The following is an 18,113-nucleotide window of genomic DNA, read 5'->3' on the forward strand; positions in this document are numbered from 1 at the left end:
AACGGATCAAATTTGCTCGGATATCTGCTTCGCCGCATCCTCGCCGCCATTCCCGTGATGGGCGTGGTGGCTCTGTTCGTGTTCCTGTTGCTGCGGCTGACGCCGGGCGACCCGGCCGCCATCCTCGCCGGCGACAATGCGACGCCTGAACAGCTCGAACGCATTCGGACCTCGCTTGGTCTGAACGAGCCGATCTACATCCAGTTCTACACCTGGATCGCCAAGCTGCTGCACGGCGACCTCGGCGTCTCCCTGATCTCGAACAAGCCGATCCTCGAAATGATCGTCCCGCGCCTCGAGCCCTCGATCTCGGTCGCGCTGGCCACCATCATCCTCTCGATCCTGGTGGCGGTGCCGCTCGGCGTGATCGCGGCGTGGAAGCACGGCACCTGGATCGACCGCTTCGTGATGGGACTTTCCGTGCTCGGCTTCTCGGTGCCGGTGTTCGTGATCGGCTATGTGCTGATCCAGATCTTTGCGATTGATCTGCGCTGGGTTCCGGTACAGGGCTTCAAGAGCATCTCGGCCGGGTTCGGTCCATTCTTCCAGCGCCTCATCCTGCCGACCTGCACGCTCTCCTTCATCTATGTCGCGCTGATCGCACGCATGACGCGGGCCTCGATGCTCGATGTGCTCGGCGAGGATTACGTGCGCACGGCGCGGGCCAAGGGCATCGGCGAGACCGGCGTGCTGCTGCGCCATGCGCTGCGCAACGCCGCCGTGCCGGTCATCACGGTGATCGGTTCCGGCTTCGCGCTGCTGATCTCCGGCGTCGTCGTCACCGAAAGCGTGTTCAACCTGCCCGGCATCGGCCGCCTCACCGTCGATGCGGTGCTGGCGCGCGACTATCCGGTGATCCAGGCGATGATCCTGTTGACGTCGGGTATCTACGTCGCGGTCAATCTGTTGATCGACCTCGCCTACACCCTGCTCGATCCTCGTATCCGGTACTGAGCAATGGCGATCGAAACCCTTCCCGAATCCTCGCTTCCCGTCACCCGGCCGTTCCGCGTCAAGTTCGGCTTCCTGACGTCGACGCCGATCATCGCGATTGCGACGATCAGCCTCGCCCTCATCATCCTGATGGCGATCTTCGCGCCGCTGCTTGCGCCGCATGATCCTCTGCTGCTGACGCCGTCACAGCGGCTGAAGCCGTCGAGCGCGCAATATCTGCTCGGCACCGACGCCTATGGCCGCGACCTGTTGTCGCGCATCATCTACGGCGCACGGATCTCGCTGGTGATCGGGCTCGGCGCCGCCGTCTGCTCGATCGCCATCGGCCTTCTGATCGGCCTCGTCGCCGGCTTCTTCCGCTGGGTCGATGCGGTGCTGATGCGCGTGATGGACGGCTTGATGGCGATCCCCGCCATCCTGCTCGCGATCGCCGTGGTGTCGCTGTCGGGGGCCAGCATCTGGACCGTGATGGTCGCGATCACCATCCCCGAGATCCCGCGCGTGGCGCGGCTGGTGCGCTCGGTGGTGCTGACCGCACGCGAGGAGCCTTATGTCGAGGCCGCGATCTCGCTCGGCAGCAGCCTGCCGAAGATCATGTGGCGGCATTTGATGCCGAACACCATCGCGCCGCTGATCGTGCAAGGCACCTATGTCTGCGCGTCCGCGATCCTGACCGAGGCGATCCTGTCGTTCCTCGGCGCCGGCATCTCGCCGGAAACGCCGACCTGGGGCAACATCATGGCCGAGGGCCGCGCCTATTTCCAGGTCAAGCCGTCGCTGATCTTCTGGCCGGGGCTGCTGCTCTCGATCGCCATTCTCAGCGTCAACCTGATCGGCGACGCCGCGCGCGACGCGCTCGATCCCCGCATGAAGCAGCGTGAGGGCAAGTGATGGCTTCAGCTCTTCTGAAGCCGTCATTCCGGGGCGATGCGAAGCATCGAACCCGGAATCTCGAGATTCCGGGTCTGGTGCTGGCGCACCATCCCGGAATGACAGTGGGTAAATTCCTTCGCAGCGCCAAGAGACCCTGACATGACCAACGTCGTCCTCGACATCAGCAATCTCGTCGTCGGCCTCGGCCGCAAGGCGGATGCGCATCGCATCATCGACGACCTCTCGCTACAGGTACGTGAAGGCGAGACGCTGTGCCTGGTCGGCGAAAGCGGCTCGGGCAAGTCGGTGACCTCGCTCACCGTGATGGGCCTGCAGCAGAAGGGCACGCTGGTGCCGTCCGGCGGCAGCGTCAAACTGGTCGGCGAGGAACTGCTCACCGCCAGCGACCGGCGGCTGCGGCAACTCCGCGCCACGCGGATGGCGATGATCTTCCAGGAGCCGATGACCGCGCTCAATCCCGTGGTGCCGGTCGGCCGCCAGATCGACGAGGTGCTGCGCGCCCACACAGATCTCGATGCCCGCGCACGGCGCCAGAAGATTTTGGCGATGATGGAGCATGTGCGGCTGCCGGACGTGGAGCGCATCTTCTCCTCCTACCCGCACCGCCTCTCGGGCGGTCAGCGCCAGCGCATCATGATCGCGATGGCGCTGGTGCTGGAGCCGAAGCTCCTGATCGCGGACGAGCCGACCACCGCGCTCGACGTCACCACCCAAAAGCAGATCCTCACCTTGATCCGCGACCTGCAACGTGATCACGGCACCGCGGTTCTGTTCATCACCCACGACATGGGCGTGGTGGCCGAGATCGCCGACCGCGTCGCGGTGATGCGACACGGCCGCCTTGTCGAAACCGGCCCGCTGCAGGATGTGCTGCGCAATCCGAAGATGGAGTACACCCGCAACCTCTTGTCCTCGGTGCCGAGCCTGGTGCCGCGCGCGCCGCGCCCGGAGACGACCGAGCCCGTGGTGCTGGAAGCCAACGAGCTCAGCAAGGTCTACCGGGAGCGGTCGCTGTACGGCAAAGCCCGCGAGGTCGCCGCCGCCAGCAACGTCACGCTCACTCTGCGCAAGGGCCGCACGCTCGGCATCGTCGGCGAAAGCGGTTCCGGCAAGTCGACGGTCGCGCGCTGCATCGTGCGCCTGATCGATCCGACCTCGGGCGGGGTACGCCTCGCCGGCCGCGAGATTTCCGACCTGTCGCGCCGGCTGTTGCAACCGCATCGCCAGAAGATCCAGATCATCTTCCAGGATCCCTACCGCTCGCTCAATCCGCGCGTCACCGTCGGCGAGAGCATCGCGGAAGGCCCGGTCAATTACGGCATGCCGCGCAAGGATGCGCTGGCGCGGGCGCGCGAGCTGCTCGAGCTCGTCCATTTGCCGCCCGACGCGATCTCGCGATATCCGCACCAGTTCTCCGGCGGCCAACGCCAGCGCATCGCGATCGCGCGCGCGCTGGCGCTCGATCCCGACGTGCTCGTCGCGGACGAAGCGGTATCCGCACTTGACGTCTCGGTGCAGGCGCAGGTGCTGGATCTGCTTGACGAGATCCAGCGCCGGCTTGGGATCGCGTTGCTGTTCATCACGCATGATTTGCGCGTCGCCGCACAAATCTGCGACGACGTCGCCGTGATGCAGCATGGCCGCGTCGTGGAACAGGGACCGGCCGCCGAGGTGCTGACCAATCCGCAGCAAGCCTATACCCGCGCGCTGCTCGATGCGGCGCCCGGGCGCGGCTGGGACTTCGCCAACTTCCGCCCCGTTGCGGAAGGCATTGTGGCGACGGCCTAGGTCTTTCGCCTCAAGCCTTTCCGCCCACAGGGCATGCAAATCCGCTGGTGCTCCCCGGCTTGCGCTGGGCGCGACGACACGCTTAACGTCGCGCGCTAGAGCGCGGCCCTGAAGGTGACGCCGGTCTTCCCCGGAGATCACGCTCCAACCAACGAGATGAGATCATGACGCGCGTCGTCCTGATCGCATCATGATCGAAGAAACGTATCGAGACCGACTTGATGACCCGCATTGCCGTTGGCGGTTTCCTGCACGAGACCAATACCTTCGCACCGACGAAGGCAACCTATGACGATTTCGTGCATGGCGGCGGCTGGCCGTCGATGACGCATGGCGCCGACGTGCTCAAGGTCATGCGCAAGATCAATGTCGGCCTCGCCGGCTTTGTCGAGGCGGCGGAAGCCAATGGCTGGGAGCTGGTGCCGACGATCTTCGCCGCGGCGAGCCCGTCGGCGCATGTCAGCAAGGATGCGTTCGAGCGGATCGTGACGGAAATGGTCGACGGTATCGCCGCGGCCGGACCGATCGATGCCGTCTATCTCGACCTGCACGGCGCCATGGTCACCGAGCATTATGACGACGGTGAAGGCGAAACCCTGGCCCGCGTGCGCAAGGCGATCGGCAACGACCTGCCGCTGGTGGCGAGCCTCGATCTGCATGCGAACGTCTCGCCAAAGATGATCGAGCATGCCGATGCGCTGATTGCCTACCGCACCTATCCGCATGTCGACATGGCCGAAACCGGCCGCGCCTGCGCCCGGCATCTGGCGCTGATGCTCAAGTCCAGGCAGCGCTTCGCAAAGGCATTCCGGCAACTGCCGTTCCTGATCCCGATCAGCTGGCAATGCACCAACGACCAGCCGACCAAGGGCATCTATCAAAAGCTCGCCGCCCTCGAGAGCGACGCGGTGCCGACGCTGTCGTTTGCCCCCGGTTTCCCGGCCGCCGATTTCAGGGATTGCGGGCCGAGCGTATTCGCGTACGGCCGGACCCAGGCCGATGCGGATGCCGCCGCCGACAAGGTCGTCGCCCTGGTCGAGAGCCATGAGGACGATTTCGACGGCCGGATCTATTCGCCCGACGAAGGCGTGCGGCTGGCGATGGAACTGGCGAAATCGGCCAGCAAGCCGATCATCATCGCCGACACCCAGGACAATCCCGGCGCCGGCGGCGATTCCGACACCACCGGCATGCTGCGCGCGCTGGTGCACAACAAGGCGAGTGCCGCAACCGGCGTGATCTACGACCCGCAATCCGCGAAGGCCGCGCACGCCGCCGGTGTCGGGGCATCAGTCACGCTCGAGCTCGGCGGCAAGTCCGGCATTCCCGGCGACGCGCCATACCGGGAGACTTTTGTCGTCGAACAACTCTCGGATGGAAAATTCGTGGCTCCCGGTCCCTATTTCGGCGGCCGCGACATGGATATGGGCCCCTCGGCCTGCCTGCGGGTCGGCGACGTCCGCGTCGTGGTCGGCTCTTACAAGGCCCAGCTTGCCGACCAGGCGATGTACCGCTATGTCGGCATCGAGCCGACGGCGCAGAAGATTTTGGTCAACAAGAGCTCGGTGCACTTCCGCGCCGATTTCGAGCCGATCGCCGAGAAGCTCTTGATCTGCGCCGCCCCCGGCGCGATGCCCGCCGATACCGCCACGCTGCCGTGGAAACATTTGCGTCCCGGCATTCGTATCAAGCCGAACGGCCCTACTTTCACACCCACCTCCCCATCACGCACAAACGGATAGAGAGCCATGCCGACCATTGAGCGCATCGACAGTTTTGCCGACGAACTCACCGCCATCAGACGGGATCTGCATGCGCATCCCGAGATCGGCTTCGAGGAGGTCCGCACCTCGGGCATCGTCGCCGACAAGCTGACGAGCTGGGGCATCGAGGTGCATCGCGGCCTCGGCGGCACCGGCGTGGTCGGTGTGCTCAAGGGCAAGGGCAACGGCACCAAGAAGATCGGCCTGCGCGCCGACATGGACGCGCTGCCGATGGAGGAGAACACCAACCTGAAGTGGCGTTCGACCATCCCGGGCCGTTTCCACGGCTGCGGCCATGACGGCCACACCACGATGCTGCTCGGCTCGGCGCGCTATCTCGCCGAGACCCGCAATTTCGACGGCACCGTGCATTTCATCTTCCAGCCGGCCGAGGAAGGCCTCGGCGGCGCCCGCGCCATGATCAAGGACGGCCTGTTCAAGCAGTTCCCCTGCGACGAGGTCTATGGCCTGCACAACGCGCCCGACCTCAACCATGGCGAGATCGCGATCCTGCCGGGCCCGGCAATGGCCGCAGCCGACTTCTTCGACATCAGGATCCAGGGCTACGGCGCGCATGGCGCGATGCCGGAGCGTTCCAAGGACGCGGTCGTGATCGCAATGACGCTCGGACAAGCGTTGCAGTCGATCGTCAGCCGCAACGTCGATCCGCTGCAGGCTGCGGTGCTGTCGATCACGCAGATCCATTCCGGGTCGGCGTACAACGTCATTCCCGGCGAAGCCTGGATGTGCGGCACGGTGCGCTGCTTCTCCGACGAGATCCGTGAGTTGATCCGCAAGCGCATGCGCGAAATCTCCGCCGGCTTTGCGGCGGCATATGGCGCCGAAATCTCGGTCGAGATCCGCGACGGCTTCAGCGTACTGGTGAATCAGGAAGAGCAGTCCCGCGTCGTCGAGGAAGTCGCGCGCACCGTCGTCGACCCCGCCAAGGTGATCACGCGCTCGACGCCGAAGATGGGCAGCGAGGATTTCGCTGACATGATGCAGGCCATTCCCGGCGCGTATTTCTGGGTCGGCCATGACGGCTCCGTGCCCGTTCACAATCCCGGTTACGTTCTCGACGACAAGATCCTGCCGATCGGCGCCAGCATGTTCGCCCGCATCATCGAGAAACGCATGCCGGCAGGTGCGCATGCATAAGCCCAAAGGGGACGCCATCACGTCGCTGCACGATCTCTCCGCCGTCGACCTGCTCGCCGGCTATCGTGCCAAGCAGTTCTCGCCGTCCGAGGTGCTGGAGGAAATCATCTCCCAGGTCGCGACCTGGGAGCCGCACATCAAGGCGCTGTATCTGTACGACCCGGAAGGGGCGCGGAAGGTCGCCAAGACCTCGACCGAGCGCTGGCAGCAAGCCGAGCCGGCCGGCACGCTCGATGGCGTTCCCGCCACCATCAAGGACAATGTCGCGACCAAGGGGCAGCCGGTGCCGCTGGGCGCGGCGAGCGTCAAGCTGGCGCCCGCGGAGAAGGATGCACCGCCTGCGGCGCGGCTGCGCGAGGCCGGCTGCGTGATCTTCTCCAAGACCACGATGCCGGACTACGGCATGCTGTCGTCGGGCTTGTCGTCGTTCCATCCGCTGACCCGCAATCCCTGGGATGTCAGCAAGAACCCCGGCGGCTCGAGCGCCGGCGCGGGCGCGGCAGGTGCTGCCGGCTATGGTCCCTTGCATCTCGGCACCGATATCGGCGGCTCGGTGCGACTGCCGGCCAACTGGTGCGGCCTTGTCGCATTGAAGCCGAGCCTCGGCCGCGTGCCGATCGACCCGCCCTATGTCGGCCGCGTCGCCGGTCCGATGACCCGCACCGTCGACGACGCCGCGCTGATGATGAGCGTGCTGTCGCGTCCCGACCGCCGCGACGGCATGAGCCTGCCGGCGCTCGAGGTGAACTGGAAGGCGCTGGAGAAGTCGCCGCGCAAGCTGCGCATCGGGCTGATGCTCGACGCCGGCTCCGGCCAGAAGGTCGAGAAGGAGGTTCGCGAGGTCGTCGTGAAGGCTGCGAAGGCGTTCGAATCCGCCGGCGCCGTCATCACCGAGATCGACGGCATCCTGACGCCCGAGATGCTCGAAGGGCTCGACAATTTCTGGCGCGCTAGGACCTGGGATGAGCTGTCGAAACTGTCGCAGGCCGACCGCGGCAAGACCCTGCCCTACATCTTCAACTGGGCCGAGGCCGGCGCAAAGCTCTCCGGCGTCGATGTGGTGCGCGGCTTCAACATGACGATGGCGATCCGCGCGGCCGCCGCGAAATTGTTCTGCGAGGTCGACTACGTGGTCTCGCCGGTATCGCCGGTGGTGAACTTCCCGGCCGAGTTCGCAGCGCCGCTCAATGACCCCGCAAAGCCGTTCGAGCACATCTGCTTTACCGTGCCGTGGAATATGTCGGAGAACCCGGCGCTGTCGATCAACGCCGGCTACGACAAGAAGGGCTTTCCGATCGGCGTCCAGATCATCGGCCGCCGCTTCGACGACATCGGCGTGCTCGGCATGGGCAAGGCGTTCGAAGGCCTGCGCGGCCCGCAGAAGCCGTGGCCCGCGCCGCCGAAGAAGTAGCGCCTCGGCCTTCCAAATTGTCATGCGCGGGCTCGACCCGCGCATCCATCTTCTTCATAAAGAAGAGATGGATTGCCGGGTCGAGCCCGGCAATGACAAATAAAAGGAAGGAAATCATCCCCATGGCGTATGAGACGATCAAGTACGAGGTCGCCGAGCAGATCCTGACCATCACGCTGAACCGGCCCGACAAGCTCAACGCCTTCAACGCCACGATGCAGCAGGAGCTGATCGACGCGTTCGACAAAGCCGACAAGGACGACGACGTCAGGGCCATCATCGTGACAGGTGCGGGCCGCGGATTCTGCGCCGGCGCCGATCTATCATCCGGCGCCAACACGTTTGACCGCGATGCGCGGCGCGGTCCGGTCAAGCGCAATGCCGACGGCAGCGTCGACTACAGCGATCCGCAGGTGCGTGACGGCGGCGGGCAAGTGACGCTGCGGATCTTCAAGTGCCTGAAGCCGGTGATCGCTGCAGTGAACGGCCCGGCGGTCGGCATCGGCGTCACCATGCAGCTTGCGATGGATATCCGCATCGCCTCCGACGCCGCACGCTTCGGCTTCGTGTTCTCCCAGCGCGGCATCGTGCCGGAAGCCGCATCGAGCTGGTTCCTGCCGCGCATCGTCGGCATCTCGCAGGCGCTGGAATGGTGCTATTCCGGCCGCGTCTTCCCGGCGCAGGAAGCGCTCGCCGGCCGGCTCGTCAGCAAGGTGGTGCCGCCGGACGATCTGCTGCCCACCGCGCGTGCGCTCGCCAAGGAGTTCGCAGCCAAGACCGCGCCGGTGTCGGTGGCGCTGATCCGCCAGATGATGTGGCGCATGATGGGCGCCGACGATCCGATGGAGGCGCACAAGGTCGACAGCCGCGGCATCTATGCCCGCGGCCGCTCTGACGACGTCAAGGAAGGCGTGGTGTCGTTCCTGGAAAAGCGCCCCGCGCAGTTCAAGAATAAGGTGTCGTCGGACATGCCCGACTATTTCCCGTGGTGGCAAGAGCGCGACTATAAGTGAACGAATGGCGTCAAGCGGCGTCCACACTTGACGGCGTCGTCCTGTTGCATGGCATCAGCAGGACGGCGCGCTCGTTTCGCAGGATGGAGCTGGCGCTGAGGGCGGCCGGCTTTGCCACCCTCAATCTCGACTATGACAGCCGGCGCAAGCCACTCGACGTGCTGGCTGAGGACATCCACCCCTCGCTCGATCGGTTCGCGCAGAGCCTCGACGGCTCCGTGAACTTCGTCTGCCATTCCATGGGCGGTCTTCTGGCGCGCGTCTATCTGGCGAGGCATCGCCCGGCGCGGCTCGGCCGCGTCGTAATGCTGGGTACACCGAACGGCGGCAGCGAGATCGCCGACCGCCTGAAGAACCTCGCAGCTTATCGCGCCTATTTCGGTCCGGCCGGCCAGCAGCTCGTCACCCGCCGCGATGCCGCGACCAGCGCGCTGCTGCCGCCGATCGATTATTCCGCCGGCATCATTGCCGGCAACCGTTCGGTCTATCCGATCACCTCCATGGCCCTGCCGCGGCCGCATGACGGCCGGGTGTCGGTCGCCAACACCGGGCTCGAGGGCATGGCCGATCACATCGTGATCCGCACCTCGCATCCCTGGCTGGTGCGCAACAAGGAAGCGATCGCGCAGACCATCGCGTTCTTGCAAGAGGGGAAATTCAGCACAAATCGTTGGGTGGACTAGGCGCGGGCGTTACCCATCCTGTGCAGCTTGAGCATGGCATAGACCGCATTGTTGGCTGGCGTAGGAATGCCAAGCGGGCGGGCGAACTCCACCACCTTTCCGGCGAGCCAGTCGAGTTCGAGCCGGTTGCCGCGTTCGAGATCGTGCAGCATGGAAGCCTTGAAGGTGGGCGGCGAGGCTTCCGCGAATTTCATTCTGTCCTCGGCAAAATTCTCCGGAATGGGAACGCCCCTGGCACGGCCGACCGCCACCACCTCGCTCATCAAGCTGTAAAAGAACGCTCGCGTATCCGGGTCGGCCAGGATCGGCCCTAGCGGCTGGCGAGTCGTTGCGGTCGCGCCTGATAGTCCGACGAGGAATACAAATTTCTGCCAGCGCTCGCGGTCAATCCCGTCGGACACCGAGATGTCGATGCCGGCCGCATGAGCGGCGTCGGCAAAGGCTTTGAGGCCCTCATCGGGCTTACCGTCGGTTCTGCCGCAGACCATGCGCGCGAACTGGCTCGTGTGGGTGACGACGCCAGGCGCGGACAGCACTGTAGCAATGTAGGCACTTCCGGCGACCACATTGTCGGCGCCGAGAATCGGGGCGATCCTCTCCGCGCTATCGACCCCGTTTTGCAGCGGGATCACCCGGGTGCGCGGTCCGACCAGGGGGAGAGACAACCTGGCTGCCGTCTCGCTGTCCCAAAGCTTGACCGCGAACAGTACGATATCGACCGGGCCGACCGTGGCTGGATCATCGGTCACGTTGGGTTCGGGCAAATGAAGATTGCCGAGCACACTCTCGACCTTGAGACCGTTTTTCCTGATCGCCTCGAGGTTGGAGCCGCGTGCGATAAAGAACACGTCGTGCCCTGCCGCGGCCATACGTGCTCCGAAATAACCGCCGAGGGCACCGGCCGCCATCACAGCGATACGCATGTCATATCCTCCCCCCTGCAACGACACTCAGCCGGCAAAGGATATCACGCGACGGACCTGGGTTCGATTCCTTGAACGCCGGGCCCATCGCGTCATTTGGCTGCACTGCAGAATTTGGTCTGCTATCGGTTCATGGCGGACGCTGGCAAGCCGCCTGCCCGACGGATCTATGGCTTCACGGCCTCGTCAGCAGCGCCACACGCCCGATCGCCTTGCGCTCGATCAACAGCCGCATCGCTTTCGCATAGTCTTCCAGCGGCAGCCGGTGCGAGATATTCGGCCGCACCCGGCCGGCCTCGGCCCATTCGCTCAGCGCCTTGAACCTGACCTCGCCGAGCGCGGGATCCTTGCGCACCGCCTCGCCGGCGCGAACGCCGAGCACGCTCGCGCCCTTGATCATCAACAGATTGGTGCGGGCAAGACCGATGCCGCCGGTGAAGCCGACGACGAGAATCCGCGCGCCCCAGTTGATGCAGCGCATCGAGTTCTCGAACACCTCGCCGCCGACGGGATCGAACACGACATCGGCACCGCGGCCGTCGGTGAGGCGCTTGACTGCATCGCGAAACGGCTCGCGCGCATAGAGCACGAGATGGTCCGCGCCGCGCGCCTTGGCGATCGCAAGCTTCTCCTCGCTCGAAGCCGCGGCGATCACGGTGGCGCCGAGCAGCTTGCCGATCTCGACCGCGGCAAGCCCGACGCCGCCGCCGGCGCCATGCACCAGCAGCACCTCGCCCGGCTTGATCTGCCCGCGATCGATCAGCGCATGATAGGCGGTGCCGTGCGCGGCCAGGAAGGTCGCGCCTTCCGCGTAGTCGAAGGTCGACGGCACGGGTACGAGCTGCGACGGCGTTGCAACCGTCTCGTCGCAATAGGCGCCGAAGCGCATCTTGACGATCACCTTATCGCCGATGGCGACACCGGTAGCGTCATTGACCTCGACGACATCGCCGGCGGCTTCCGAACCCGGCGTGAACGGCAGCGGCGGCTTGAGCTGGTACTCGCCCGCGGCCATCAGGATGTCGGGAAAGTTGATCCCGGCGGCGCGGATCGCAACCCGCACCTGGCCCGGCTGCAAGGGCACCGAGGCAAAGTTCTCGAGATGCAGGCGCTCGGGCGGCCCGAGCTCGCGGCAAACGACGGCTTTCGGCATCAGGCGGCCCGCGCCTTGAGACGTGCCAGCGCCTCGCGGATCAGCGGCAAGCGGTCGTTGCCGAAATACATGTCGGTCTTGTCGAGATAGATCGTCGGCGAGCCGAAGCCGCCGCGCGCCATCACCTCCTCGGTGTTGGCCTTGAGTTGATCCTTGATCGCCTGGTCGCCGATGCCGGCAAGGAATTGCGCCGGATCGATCCCGAGTTTAGTGCAGATCTCGGTCAGCACCGCATCCTGCGAAATGTCCTTGTCGTCACCCCAATAGGCCTCGAACACCGCGCGGGCGAACGGCACCATCTTCTCGTTGCCGAGAAGGATGCAGCCGCGCATCGCCTTGACGCTGTTCACCGGGAACACGGTCGGCGGCATCTTGATCGCAAGGCCGGCCGAGCGCGCCCAGTCGGTGAGATCCTTCTTCATGTAGCGCGCCTTCAGCGGCACCGGCTTCTCGCGCTGTGCGTAGACCGACGGGTTGACGGTGTTGAAGATGCCGCCGACCAGGATCGGCCGCCAGGTGATCGGAGCGTCGAACTCCTTCGCGAGCGGCTGGATGTTGTGCCAGGCGAGATAGGTCCACGGGCTGGAGCAGTCGAAGAAGAATTCGATCATGGCGTTTCCCTTTGTCTTTTCCACATTCATTCTCGTCATTCCGGGATGCACCGCAAGGCGCAGGGCTCGCGACTGTGTCGCGCCGCGGAATAACGGGCATCATTTCTTCTCGACCAATTCCTTCGCACGCTGGCCGAACATGTTCTTGCGTGATTCCTCGTCAAACGGCTCCTTGACGAATTTTCCGATCGCAAGCCCCGCCTGCACCTGCGGCCGGGCGCGCACGGTGGCGTACCAGCGCTTGATGTTCGGGAAATCGTCGAGGGTAAAACCCTGCGCCTTGTGGGTCATGGTCCAGGGGAAGCAGGCGATGTCGGCGATCGAATAGTCGTCGCCGGCGATATAGGCGCCGGTCCTGCCGAGCTGGCGGTCGAGCACGCCGTAGAGCCGCGCGGTCTCGTCGCGGTAGCGCTCGATCGCGTAGGGAATCTTCTCGGCCGCGTACAGCGCGAAATGGCCGTGCTGGCCGAGCATCGGCCCGAGGCCGCCCATCTGCCACATCACCCACTGGATGACGTTCGACCGCGCACGCAACTCCCGCGACAGGAAACGGCCGGCCTTGTCGGCGAGATAGATCAGGATCGCGCCGGTCTCGAACACCGAGAACGGCCCGCCGCCGTCGGCGGGCGCATGGTCGACGATGGCGGGGATCCGGTTGTTCGGGCTGATCGCCAGGAATTCGGGCTGAAACTGCTCGCCGGCGCGGATGTTCACCGGGATCACCTTGTAGGGCAGCCCCAGTTCCTCCAGCATGATCGAGATCTTCCAGCCGTTCGGCGTCGGCGCGTAGTGCAGATCGATCATCGGCGTTCTATTCCCCATCACAAAGACTTTTGTTGTTCTGTACCTCCACCTTAGGACATGGCACACAGGCCCTCAATCAGAACCCAACGGGAGGCACCCATGCTGTTTCCAACCACGATCGCTGGCTCGCTGCCGAAGCCGGAATGGCTGGCGGAGCCGAACATGTTGTGGGCACCCTGGAAGTCGGAGGGCGCCGAACTCGCCCGCGCCAAGCGCGATGCCACGGTGCTCGCGGTCAAGCTGCAGGAAGATGCCGGCGTCGACATCGTCACCGAGGGCGAGCAGGCGCGCCAGCATTTCGTGCACGGCTTCCTGGAGCGGATCGAGGGCATCGATTTCGCGCACAAGGTCGAGATGGGCATCCGCAAGGACCGCTACAAAGCGATGGTGCCGCAGGTGGTCGCACCGCTGCAGCTCAAGGGACGCGTCCACGAGAGCGAGGCCCGTGCGGCCCGCGCGCACACCAGGAACCGGCTGAAATTCACCATGCCCGGCCCGATGACGATCATCGATACCATCGCCGACAAATATTACGGCGACCGCGTGAAGATGGCCTTCGCTTTCGCGGAGCTGTTGAACCAGGAAGCCAAGGCATTGCAGGCCGACGGCGTCGACATGATCCAGTTCGACGAGCCCGCCTTCAACGTCTACATGGACCAAGTGCGCGACTGGGGCATCAAGGCGCTGGAGCGTGCCGCCGAAGGCCTGACCTGCGCCACCGCCGTGCACATCTGCTACGGCTACGGCATCAAGGCCAACACCGACTGGAAGCAGACGCTTGGCGGCGAGTGGCGGCAATACGAGGAGACCTTCCCCGTCATCGACAAGAGCACGATCCAGCAGGTCGCGATCGAATGCCGCAACTCGAAGGTGCCGATCGAACTGCTGGCGGCGCTCCCCGGCAAGATCGTGCAGGCCGGCGCGATCGACGTCGCCAGCGACGAGATCGAGACCGCCGAGGACGTCGTCAAGGTGATCGAGGCGGTCGCGAAGCACGTGCCGAAGGGCAACATCATCGCGACCACCAATTGCGGCATGGCGCCGATGCGGCGGGACATCGCCGAAGCCAAGCTGATCGCGCTGGGCGCCGGGGCCAAGCTGGCGCGGCAGCGGCTGGCGTAACGACTGCGCCGGCAGATCAACCCAGAACGGCCATCGCGCTCGGATGCAACACCGGCCGGTAGCCGGCCTGGAAGGCGCGCAACGTCGATGGCGGCGTCAGCAGCATGGCCGGCTCGGGTACGTCGGCCCGGCTGTAACCGGCGAACGACCAGCGCAACGTGGCGCCGTCGGCGACGAGGTAGCTCTCCCCGCTCGCCTGCAGCATCGTCCCGTCGGGCAAGTCGCGCAATCGCGTCGGCGGCGGATGCAGCCGCTTCTTGCCGCGGTCGAGCCGCTCGGCGTGCAGCACCGCATCCATCGCCTTGGCGCTGAGATCGCTCACGCCGTTGCCCTGCTCCCAGCAGCCGCGAAATCGCTTGGCGTCGTCACGGCGGCAGTAGAAGCAGGGCCGGTGTCCGGCCGCGAACGCGGTGGCCTCATCGAGGAAGAACAGCTCGGTCCAGCTCTGCCGGCTCATCACCTCGCGCCGCCGTCCCCTGAACTCGCAGACGCAGGTGAGCCACGCCGGGCTCGACCAGCGCTTGTTCAGCAGCGTGCGCGTCGCGGGATCGTGGATGATGCCGCGATTGCCGGTGAAGGTGCCGCGATGGTCTGAGGCGACGATGTCGCCGGTGGGCGTGACGCGGTTTTGCAGGGGCATGTTTCTTACTTCCCCCTCGCCCCGCTCTTGCGGGGAGAGGGTTGGGGTGAGGGGCTTGTCCGCAAAGATAGTGAGAGATGAACTCGCGGTGACTCCCCCTCACCCGATCGCTCCGCGATCGACCTCTCCCCGCAAGCGGGGCGAGGTGACTCCTCACGCCGCCCCGTCGCGGATCGGCGGCTGGAACGACAGTGCGGTGTCCCAGGGAAAGTAGATCCAGGTGTCCTGCGACACCTCGGTGATGTAGGTGTCGACCAGCGGCCGGCCCTTGGGCTTGGCGTACACGGTCGCGAAATGCGCATCGGGCAGCAATTGGCGCACCAGCCTGCCGGTCTTGCCGGTATCGACGAGGTCGTCGACGATCAACAGCCCCTTGCCGGTGCCGCCGCCGAGCTTGGCAGTCTGCTCCGAAATGCCCTTGAGCACTTTCAGATCGCCCTGCTTGTCGTGGTCGTAGCTGGCGACGCAGACGGTGTCGATCACCCGCAAGCCGAGCTCGCGCGCCACGATCGCCGCGGGCACCAGCCCGCCGCGAGTGATCGCGATCACCGCTTGGAACGGGCCGACCTCATTGAGCCGCCAGGTCAGCGCCCGGCAGTCCCGATGGAATTGATCCCACGAGACCGGAAACGGCCTGCCGGCTCGCTCCTGTGCACTCGGTTCGGAATTTCGTTCAGCCATATCGTCTCAACCCGCCGGCTTCTTCTGCGCGGCCTGCACTTGCTTCAGCATCTCCTTCACCGCGATCATCGCCGCGGCGAGCTTTTCCGGATCGCGCGAGCGGACCACGAGATTGGTGTTCGGCTTCTGGTTCTCGTCCTGGAACGGATAGCTGCCGATGATGGTGTCGGGATTGGCTTCCGCGATCGCCCGCAGCGGGCCGCCGATGTCGCCTTCCCGCGCGTCGGCCCTGACCGAGTCCGACAACATCCGCACGCCGGATTTCAGGGTCGGCGCCACGATGTCCATCATCGCCTGCATGATGGTGGGGATGCCGGCCATCACGATGACATTGCCGAGCTTGAAGCCCGGCGCCAGGATGGTCGCGCTCTGGATCAGCTCGGCGCCGTCAGGCACCCGGGCCATCCGCAGCCGCGCCTCGTTGAGGTCCTGCTCGCTCCAGCGCTCCCTGAACCGCGCCACCACCTCGGGGTGATGATGGATATCGACCCCGAACGCCTTCGCCACGCTGTCGGCGGTGATGTCGTCATGGGTCGGCCCGATGCCGCCGGTGGTGAACACGTAGGTGTACCTATGCCGCAGCGCATCAAGGGCGGAGACGATGTCGGCCTCGTCATCGGCGACGACGCGGACCTCCTTCAGGTCGATGCCGATGTTGGTCAGGTATTCGGCGATGAAGCCGATGTTCTTGTCCTTGGTCCGGCCGGACAGGATCTCGTCGCCGATCACCAATATCCCCGCCGTGACGATCTCGCTCATGGTCTCATTCCCTAACTTGATCCCCTGACATTGCCGATCCAATGCCTTGATGTCACGGGGTTTTGCCGCCGAATTAAGCAGACCTCAGCCGGTTTTTCGGGCAGGCCTTCCACCTCACCCATAGCAAATGCCGCAAGCCAATGCATATCGCGCTGGCCCGGCCCTTGCTACCATCCCATCAAGTCATGCACTGTGTCACATGGCTTGGGAGGGCAGTCGGGCTATATGGCAGTCGCGTTCGATGAGATGAATGGCCTCGGCGAGGATCTCCGCCCGGCCTACCAGGAGCTCTCCCGCTGGCTCAAAGAGACGCCGCCGGATGCGCTCGAATATCGACGCCAGGAAGCGGAGCTCTTGTTCCGCCGGATCGGCATCACCTTCGCGGTCTATGGCGATGCCGAGGCCCAGGAGCGGCTGATCCCGTTCGACGTCATCCCCCGCATCATGTCGGCGACCGAGTGGATGCTGCTGGAGAAGGGCCTCAAGCAGCGCGTGCTCGCGCTCAACATGTTCTTGAAGGACATCTATCACGGCCGCGACATCCTGCGCGCCAATGTCATCCCCGAGGACCTGATCTTCCAGAACCCGGTGTTCCGGCCGGAGATGAACGGCCAGGACGTGCCGCACGACATCTACGTCCACATCGCCGGCATCGACATCATCCGTACCGATCCCGACAATTTCATCGTGCTGGAGGACAATGCGCGCACGCCATCCGGCGTGTCCTACATGCTGGAAAACCGCGAGATCATGATGCGGTTGTTTCCGGACCTGTTCGCGCGGCACCGCGTCGCGCCGGTGGAGCGTTATCCGGACGAGCTGCTGTCGGCGCTGCGGTCGGTCGCGCCGCACAGCGCCTCCGCCGAGCCGACAGTCGCGCTGATGACGCCCGGCGTCTACAACTCGGCCTATTACGAGCACTCCTTCCTCGCCGACAAGCTCGGCATCGAGCTGGTCGAGGGGCGCGACCTCATCGTCAAGAACGACGAGGTGTTCATGCGCACCACCGAGGGGCTGAAGCGGGTCGACGTGATCTACCGCCGCGTCGACGACGATTTCCTCGATCCCCTCACCTTCCGGCCGGACTCCGCGCTCGGCGTCCCCGGACTGATGTCTGCTTACGCCGCCGGCAACATCACGCTCGCCAATGCGGTCGGCACCGGCATCGCCGACGACAAGGCGATCTATTCCTACATGCCGGACATTGTAAAATTCTATCTCAGCGAGGAGCCGATCCTGAAGAACGTGCAGACCTGGCGCTGCCGCGAACCGCAGGATCTGTCCTATGTGCTCGACAACCTCGCCGACCTCGTCGTCAAGGAGGTGCACGGCTCGGGCGGCTACGGCATGCTGATCGGCCCTGCCGCAACCAAGGCGACGATCGAGGCATTCCGCGACAAGCTCAAGCGCGAGCCGGAAGGCTTCATCGCCCAGCCGACGCTGGCGCTGTCGACCTGCCCGACCTGCACCGACAAGGGGCTGGCGCCGCGCCATGTCGACCTCCGCCCGTTCGTGCTGACCGGCTCCAGCCACACCACCATCGTGCCCGGCGGGCTGACCCGCGTCGCGCTGAAGGAAGGCTCGCTCGTCGTCAATTCGAGCCAGGGCGGCGGCACCAAAGACACCTGGATACTGAGTGAGTGATTTGAAGCCAAACGCGCTGCGCGAGCCCTCCCTCCCCCTGCAAGGGGGAGGGTCGGGGTGGGGGTCGGCCGCATACGCCGAATGGAGAGAAGACCCCCACCCGCCGCTGCGC

Annotated in this window: 17 protein-coding genes; 10 read left to right on the forward strand and 7 right to left on the reverse strand. The window is 65.1% G+C overall.

From position 1 onward, the window contains the following. Nucleotides 1–12: 12 nt before the first annotated feature. From I6F38_RS10810 to I6F38_RS10845, 8 genes are all read left to right on the forward strand, one after another. Nucleotides 13–954 carry an ABC transporter permease gene (locus I6F38_RS10810; protein WP_028336105.1) on the forward strand — a complete coding sequence of 314 codons (942 nt, stop codon included), beginning with the start codon at nt 13–15 and terminating at the stop codon, nt 952–954. Between the two features lie 3 nt (nt 955–957). Further along, nucleotides 958–1,845: an ABC transporter permease gene (locus tag I6F38_RS10815; protein WP_225160286.1), complete on the forward strand. Its 888-nt coding sequence runs from the start codon at nt 958–960 to the stop codon at nt 1,843–1,845. A 141-nt stretch (nt 1,846–1,986) separates the two neighbouring features. Beyond that, a complete protein-coding gene (locus I6F38_RS10820) occupies nt 1,987–3,636 on the forward strand; it encodes an ABC transporter ATP-binding protein (protein WP_225160287.1) in 1,650 nt (549 codons plus the stop codon). Nucleotides 3,637–3,857: 221 nt separating this feature from the next. Further along, entirely contained in the window at nt 3,858–5,378 is a 1,521-nt protein-coding gene (locus tag I6F38_RS10825) for a M81 family metallopeptidase (protein WP_225160288.1), read from the forward strand. A gap of 6 nt (nt 5,379–5,384) precedes the next feature. Then, the gene (locus I6F38_RS10830) at nt 5,385–6,557 is read left to right on the forward strand and encodes a M20 aminoacylase family protein (RefSeq protein ID WP_016846360.1); all 1,173 of its coding nucleotides are present in this window, start codon (nt 5,385–5,387) and stop codon (nt 6,555–6,557) included. Continuing rightward, nucleotides 6,550–7,968: an amidase gene (locus tag I6F38_RS10835; protein ID WP_225160289.1), complete on the forward strand. Its 1,419-nt coding sequence runs from the start codon at nt 6,550–6,552 to the stop codon at nt 7,966–7,968. The genes I6F38_RS10830 and I6F38_RS10835 overlap by 8 nt, the downstream gene beginning before the upstream one ends. Nucleotides 7,969–8,090: 122 nt before the next feature. Then, nucleotides 8,091–8,981 (forward strand): crotonase/enoyl-CoA hydratase family protein, encoded by an 891-nt coding sequence (locus I6F38_RS10840; RefSeq protein WP_018272348.1) that lies wholly within the window; start codon nt 8,091–8,093, stop codon nt 8,979–8,981. After that, nucleotides 8,978–9,664 (forward strand): alpha/beta fold hydrolase, encoded by a 687-nt coding sequence (locus I6F38_RS10845; protein ID WP_225160290.1) that lies wholly within the window; start codon nt 8,978–8,980, stop codon nt 9,662–9,664. Before I6F38_RS10840 ends, I6F38_RS10845 begins: the two co-directional genes overlap by 4 nt. On the opposite strand, the gene I6F38_RS10850 is transcribed toward I6F38_RS10845, so the two are convergent. The 4 genes from I6F38_RS10850 to I6F38_RS10865 all read right to left on the reverse strand — a co-directional run bounded on the left by I6F38_RS10850 (nt 9,661) and on the right by I6F38_RS10865 (nt 13,155). Next, nucleotides 9,661–10,587 (reverse strand): 2-dehydropantoate 2-reductase, encoded by a 927-nt coding sequence (locus I6F38_RS10850; RefSeq protein ID WP_225160291.1) that lies wholly within the window; start codon nt 10,585–10,587, stop codon nt 9,661–9,663. The genes I6F38_RS10845 and I6F38_RS10850 overlap by 4 nt on opposite strands. Nucleotides 10,588–10,762: 175 nt before the next feature. Then, entirely contained in the window at nt 10,763–11,740 is a 978-nt protein-coding gene (locus I6F38_RS10855) for an NADPH:quinone oxidoreductase family protein (RefSeq protein WP_225160292.1), read from the reverse strand. Beyond that, the gene (locus tag I6F38_RS10860) at nt 11,740–12,351 is read right to left on the reverse strand and encodes a 2-hydroxychromene-2-carboxylate isomerase (protein WP_168856778.1); all 612 of its coding nucleotides are present in this window, start codon (nt 12,349–12,351) and stop codon (nt 11,740–11,742) included. Before I6F38_RS10860 ends, I6F38_RS10855 begins: the two co-directional genes overlap by 1 nt. Nucleotides 12,352–12,450: 99 nt before the next feature. Further along, entirely contained in the window at nt 12,451–13,155 is a 705-nt protein-coding gene (locus tag I6F38_RS10865) for a glutathione binding-like protein (RefSeq protein WP_225160293.1), read from the reverse strand. A 99-nt stretch (nt 13,156–13,254) separates the two neighbouring features. Between I6F38_RS10865 and I6F38_RS10870 the strand changes: the two genes are divergently transcribed. Then, nucleotides 13,255–14,277 (forward strand): methionine synthase, encoded by a 1,023-nt coding sequence (locus I6F38_RS10870; RefSeq protein WP_225160294.1) that lies wholly within the window; start codon nt 13,255–13,257, stop codon nt 14,275–14,277. 16 nt (nt 14,278–14,293) lie between these two features. Here I6F38_RS10870 and I6F38_RS10875 read toward each other — a convergent pair whose 3' ends face one another. From I6F38_RS10875 to I6F38_RS10885, 3 genes are all read right to left on the reverse strand, one after another. Next, nucleotides 14,294–14,917 (reverse strand): hypothetical protein, encoded by a 624-nt coding sequence (locus I6F38_RS10875; RefSeq protein WP_225160295.1) that lies wholly within the window; start codon nt 14,915–14,917, stop codon nt 14,294–14,296. 153 nt (nt 14,918–15,070) lie between these two features. After that, nucleotides 15,071–15,598 (reverse strand): xanthine phosphoribosyltransferase, encoded by a 528-nt coding sequence (gpt, locus tag I6F38_RS10880; RefSeq protein WP_057019092.1) that lies wholly within the window; start codon nt 15,596–15,598, stop codon nt 15,071–15,073. Between the two features lie 6 nt (nt 15,599–15,604). Further along, nucleotides 15,605–16,357, reverse strand: a complete 753-nt coding sequence (locus tag I6F38_RS10885) for a molybdopterin-binding protein (protein WP_028342907.1) — start codon at nt 16,355–16,357, stop codon at nt 15,605–15,607. A 225-nt stretch (nt 16,358–16,582) separates the two neighbouring features. On the opposite strand from I6F38_RS10885, the gene I6F38_RS10890 reads away from it, so the two are divergent. Then, entirely contained in the window at nt 16,583–18,001 is a 1,419-nt protein-coding gene (locus I6F38_RS10890) for a circularly permuted type 2 ATP-grasp protein (protein WP_225160296.1), read from the forward strand. Nucleotides 18,002–18,113 lie beyond the last annotated feature (112 nt).

The organism is Bradyrhizobium sp. BRP56 (assembly GCF_020194035.1).
Taxonomy (GTDB): Bacteria; Pseudomonadota; Alphaproteobacteria; order Rhizobiales; family Xanthobacteraceae; genus Bradyrhizobium; species Bradyrhizobium australafricanum.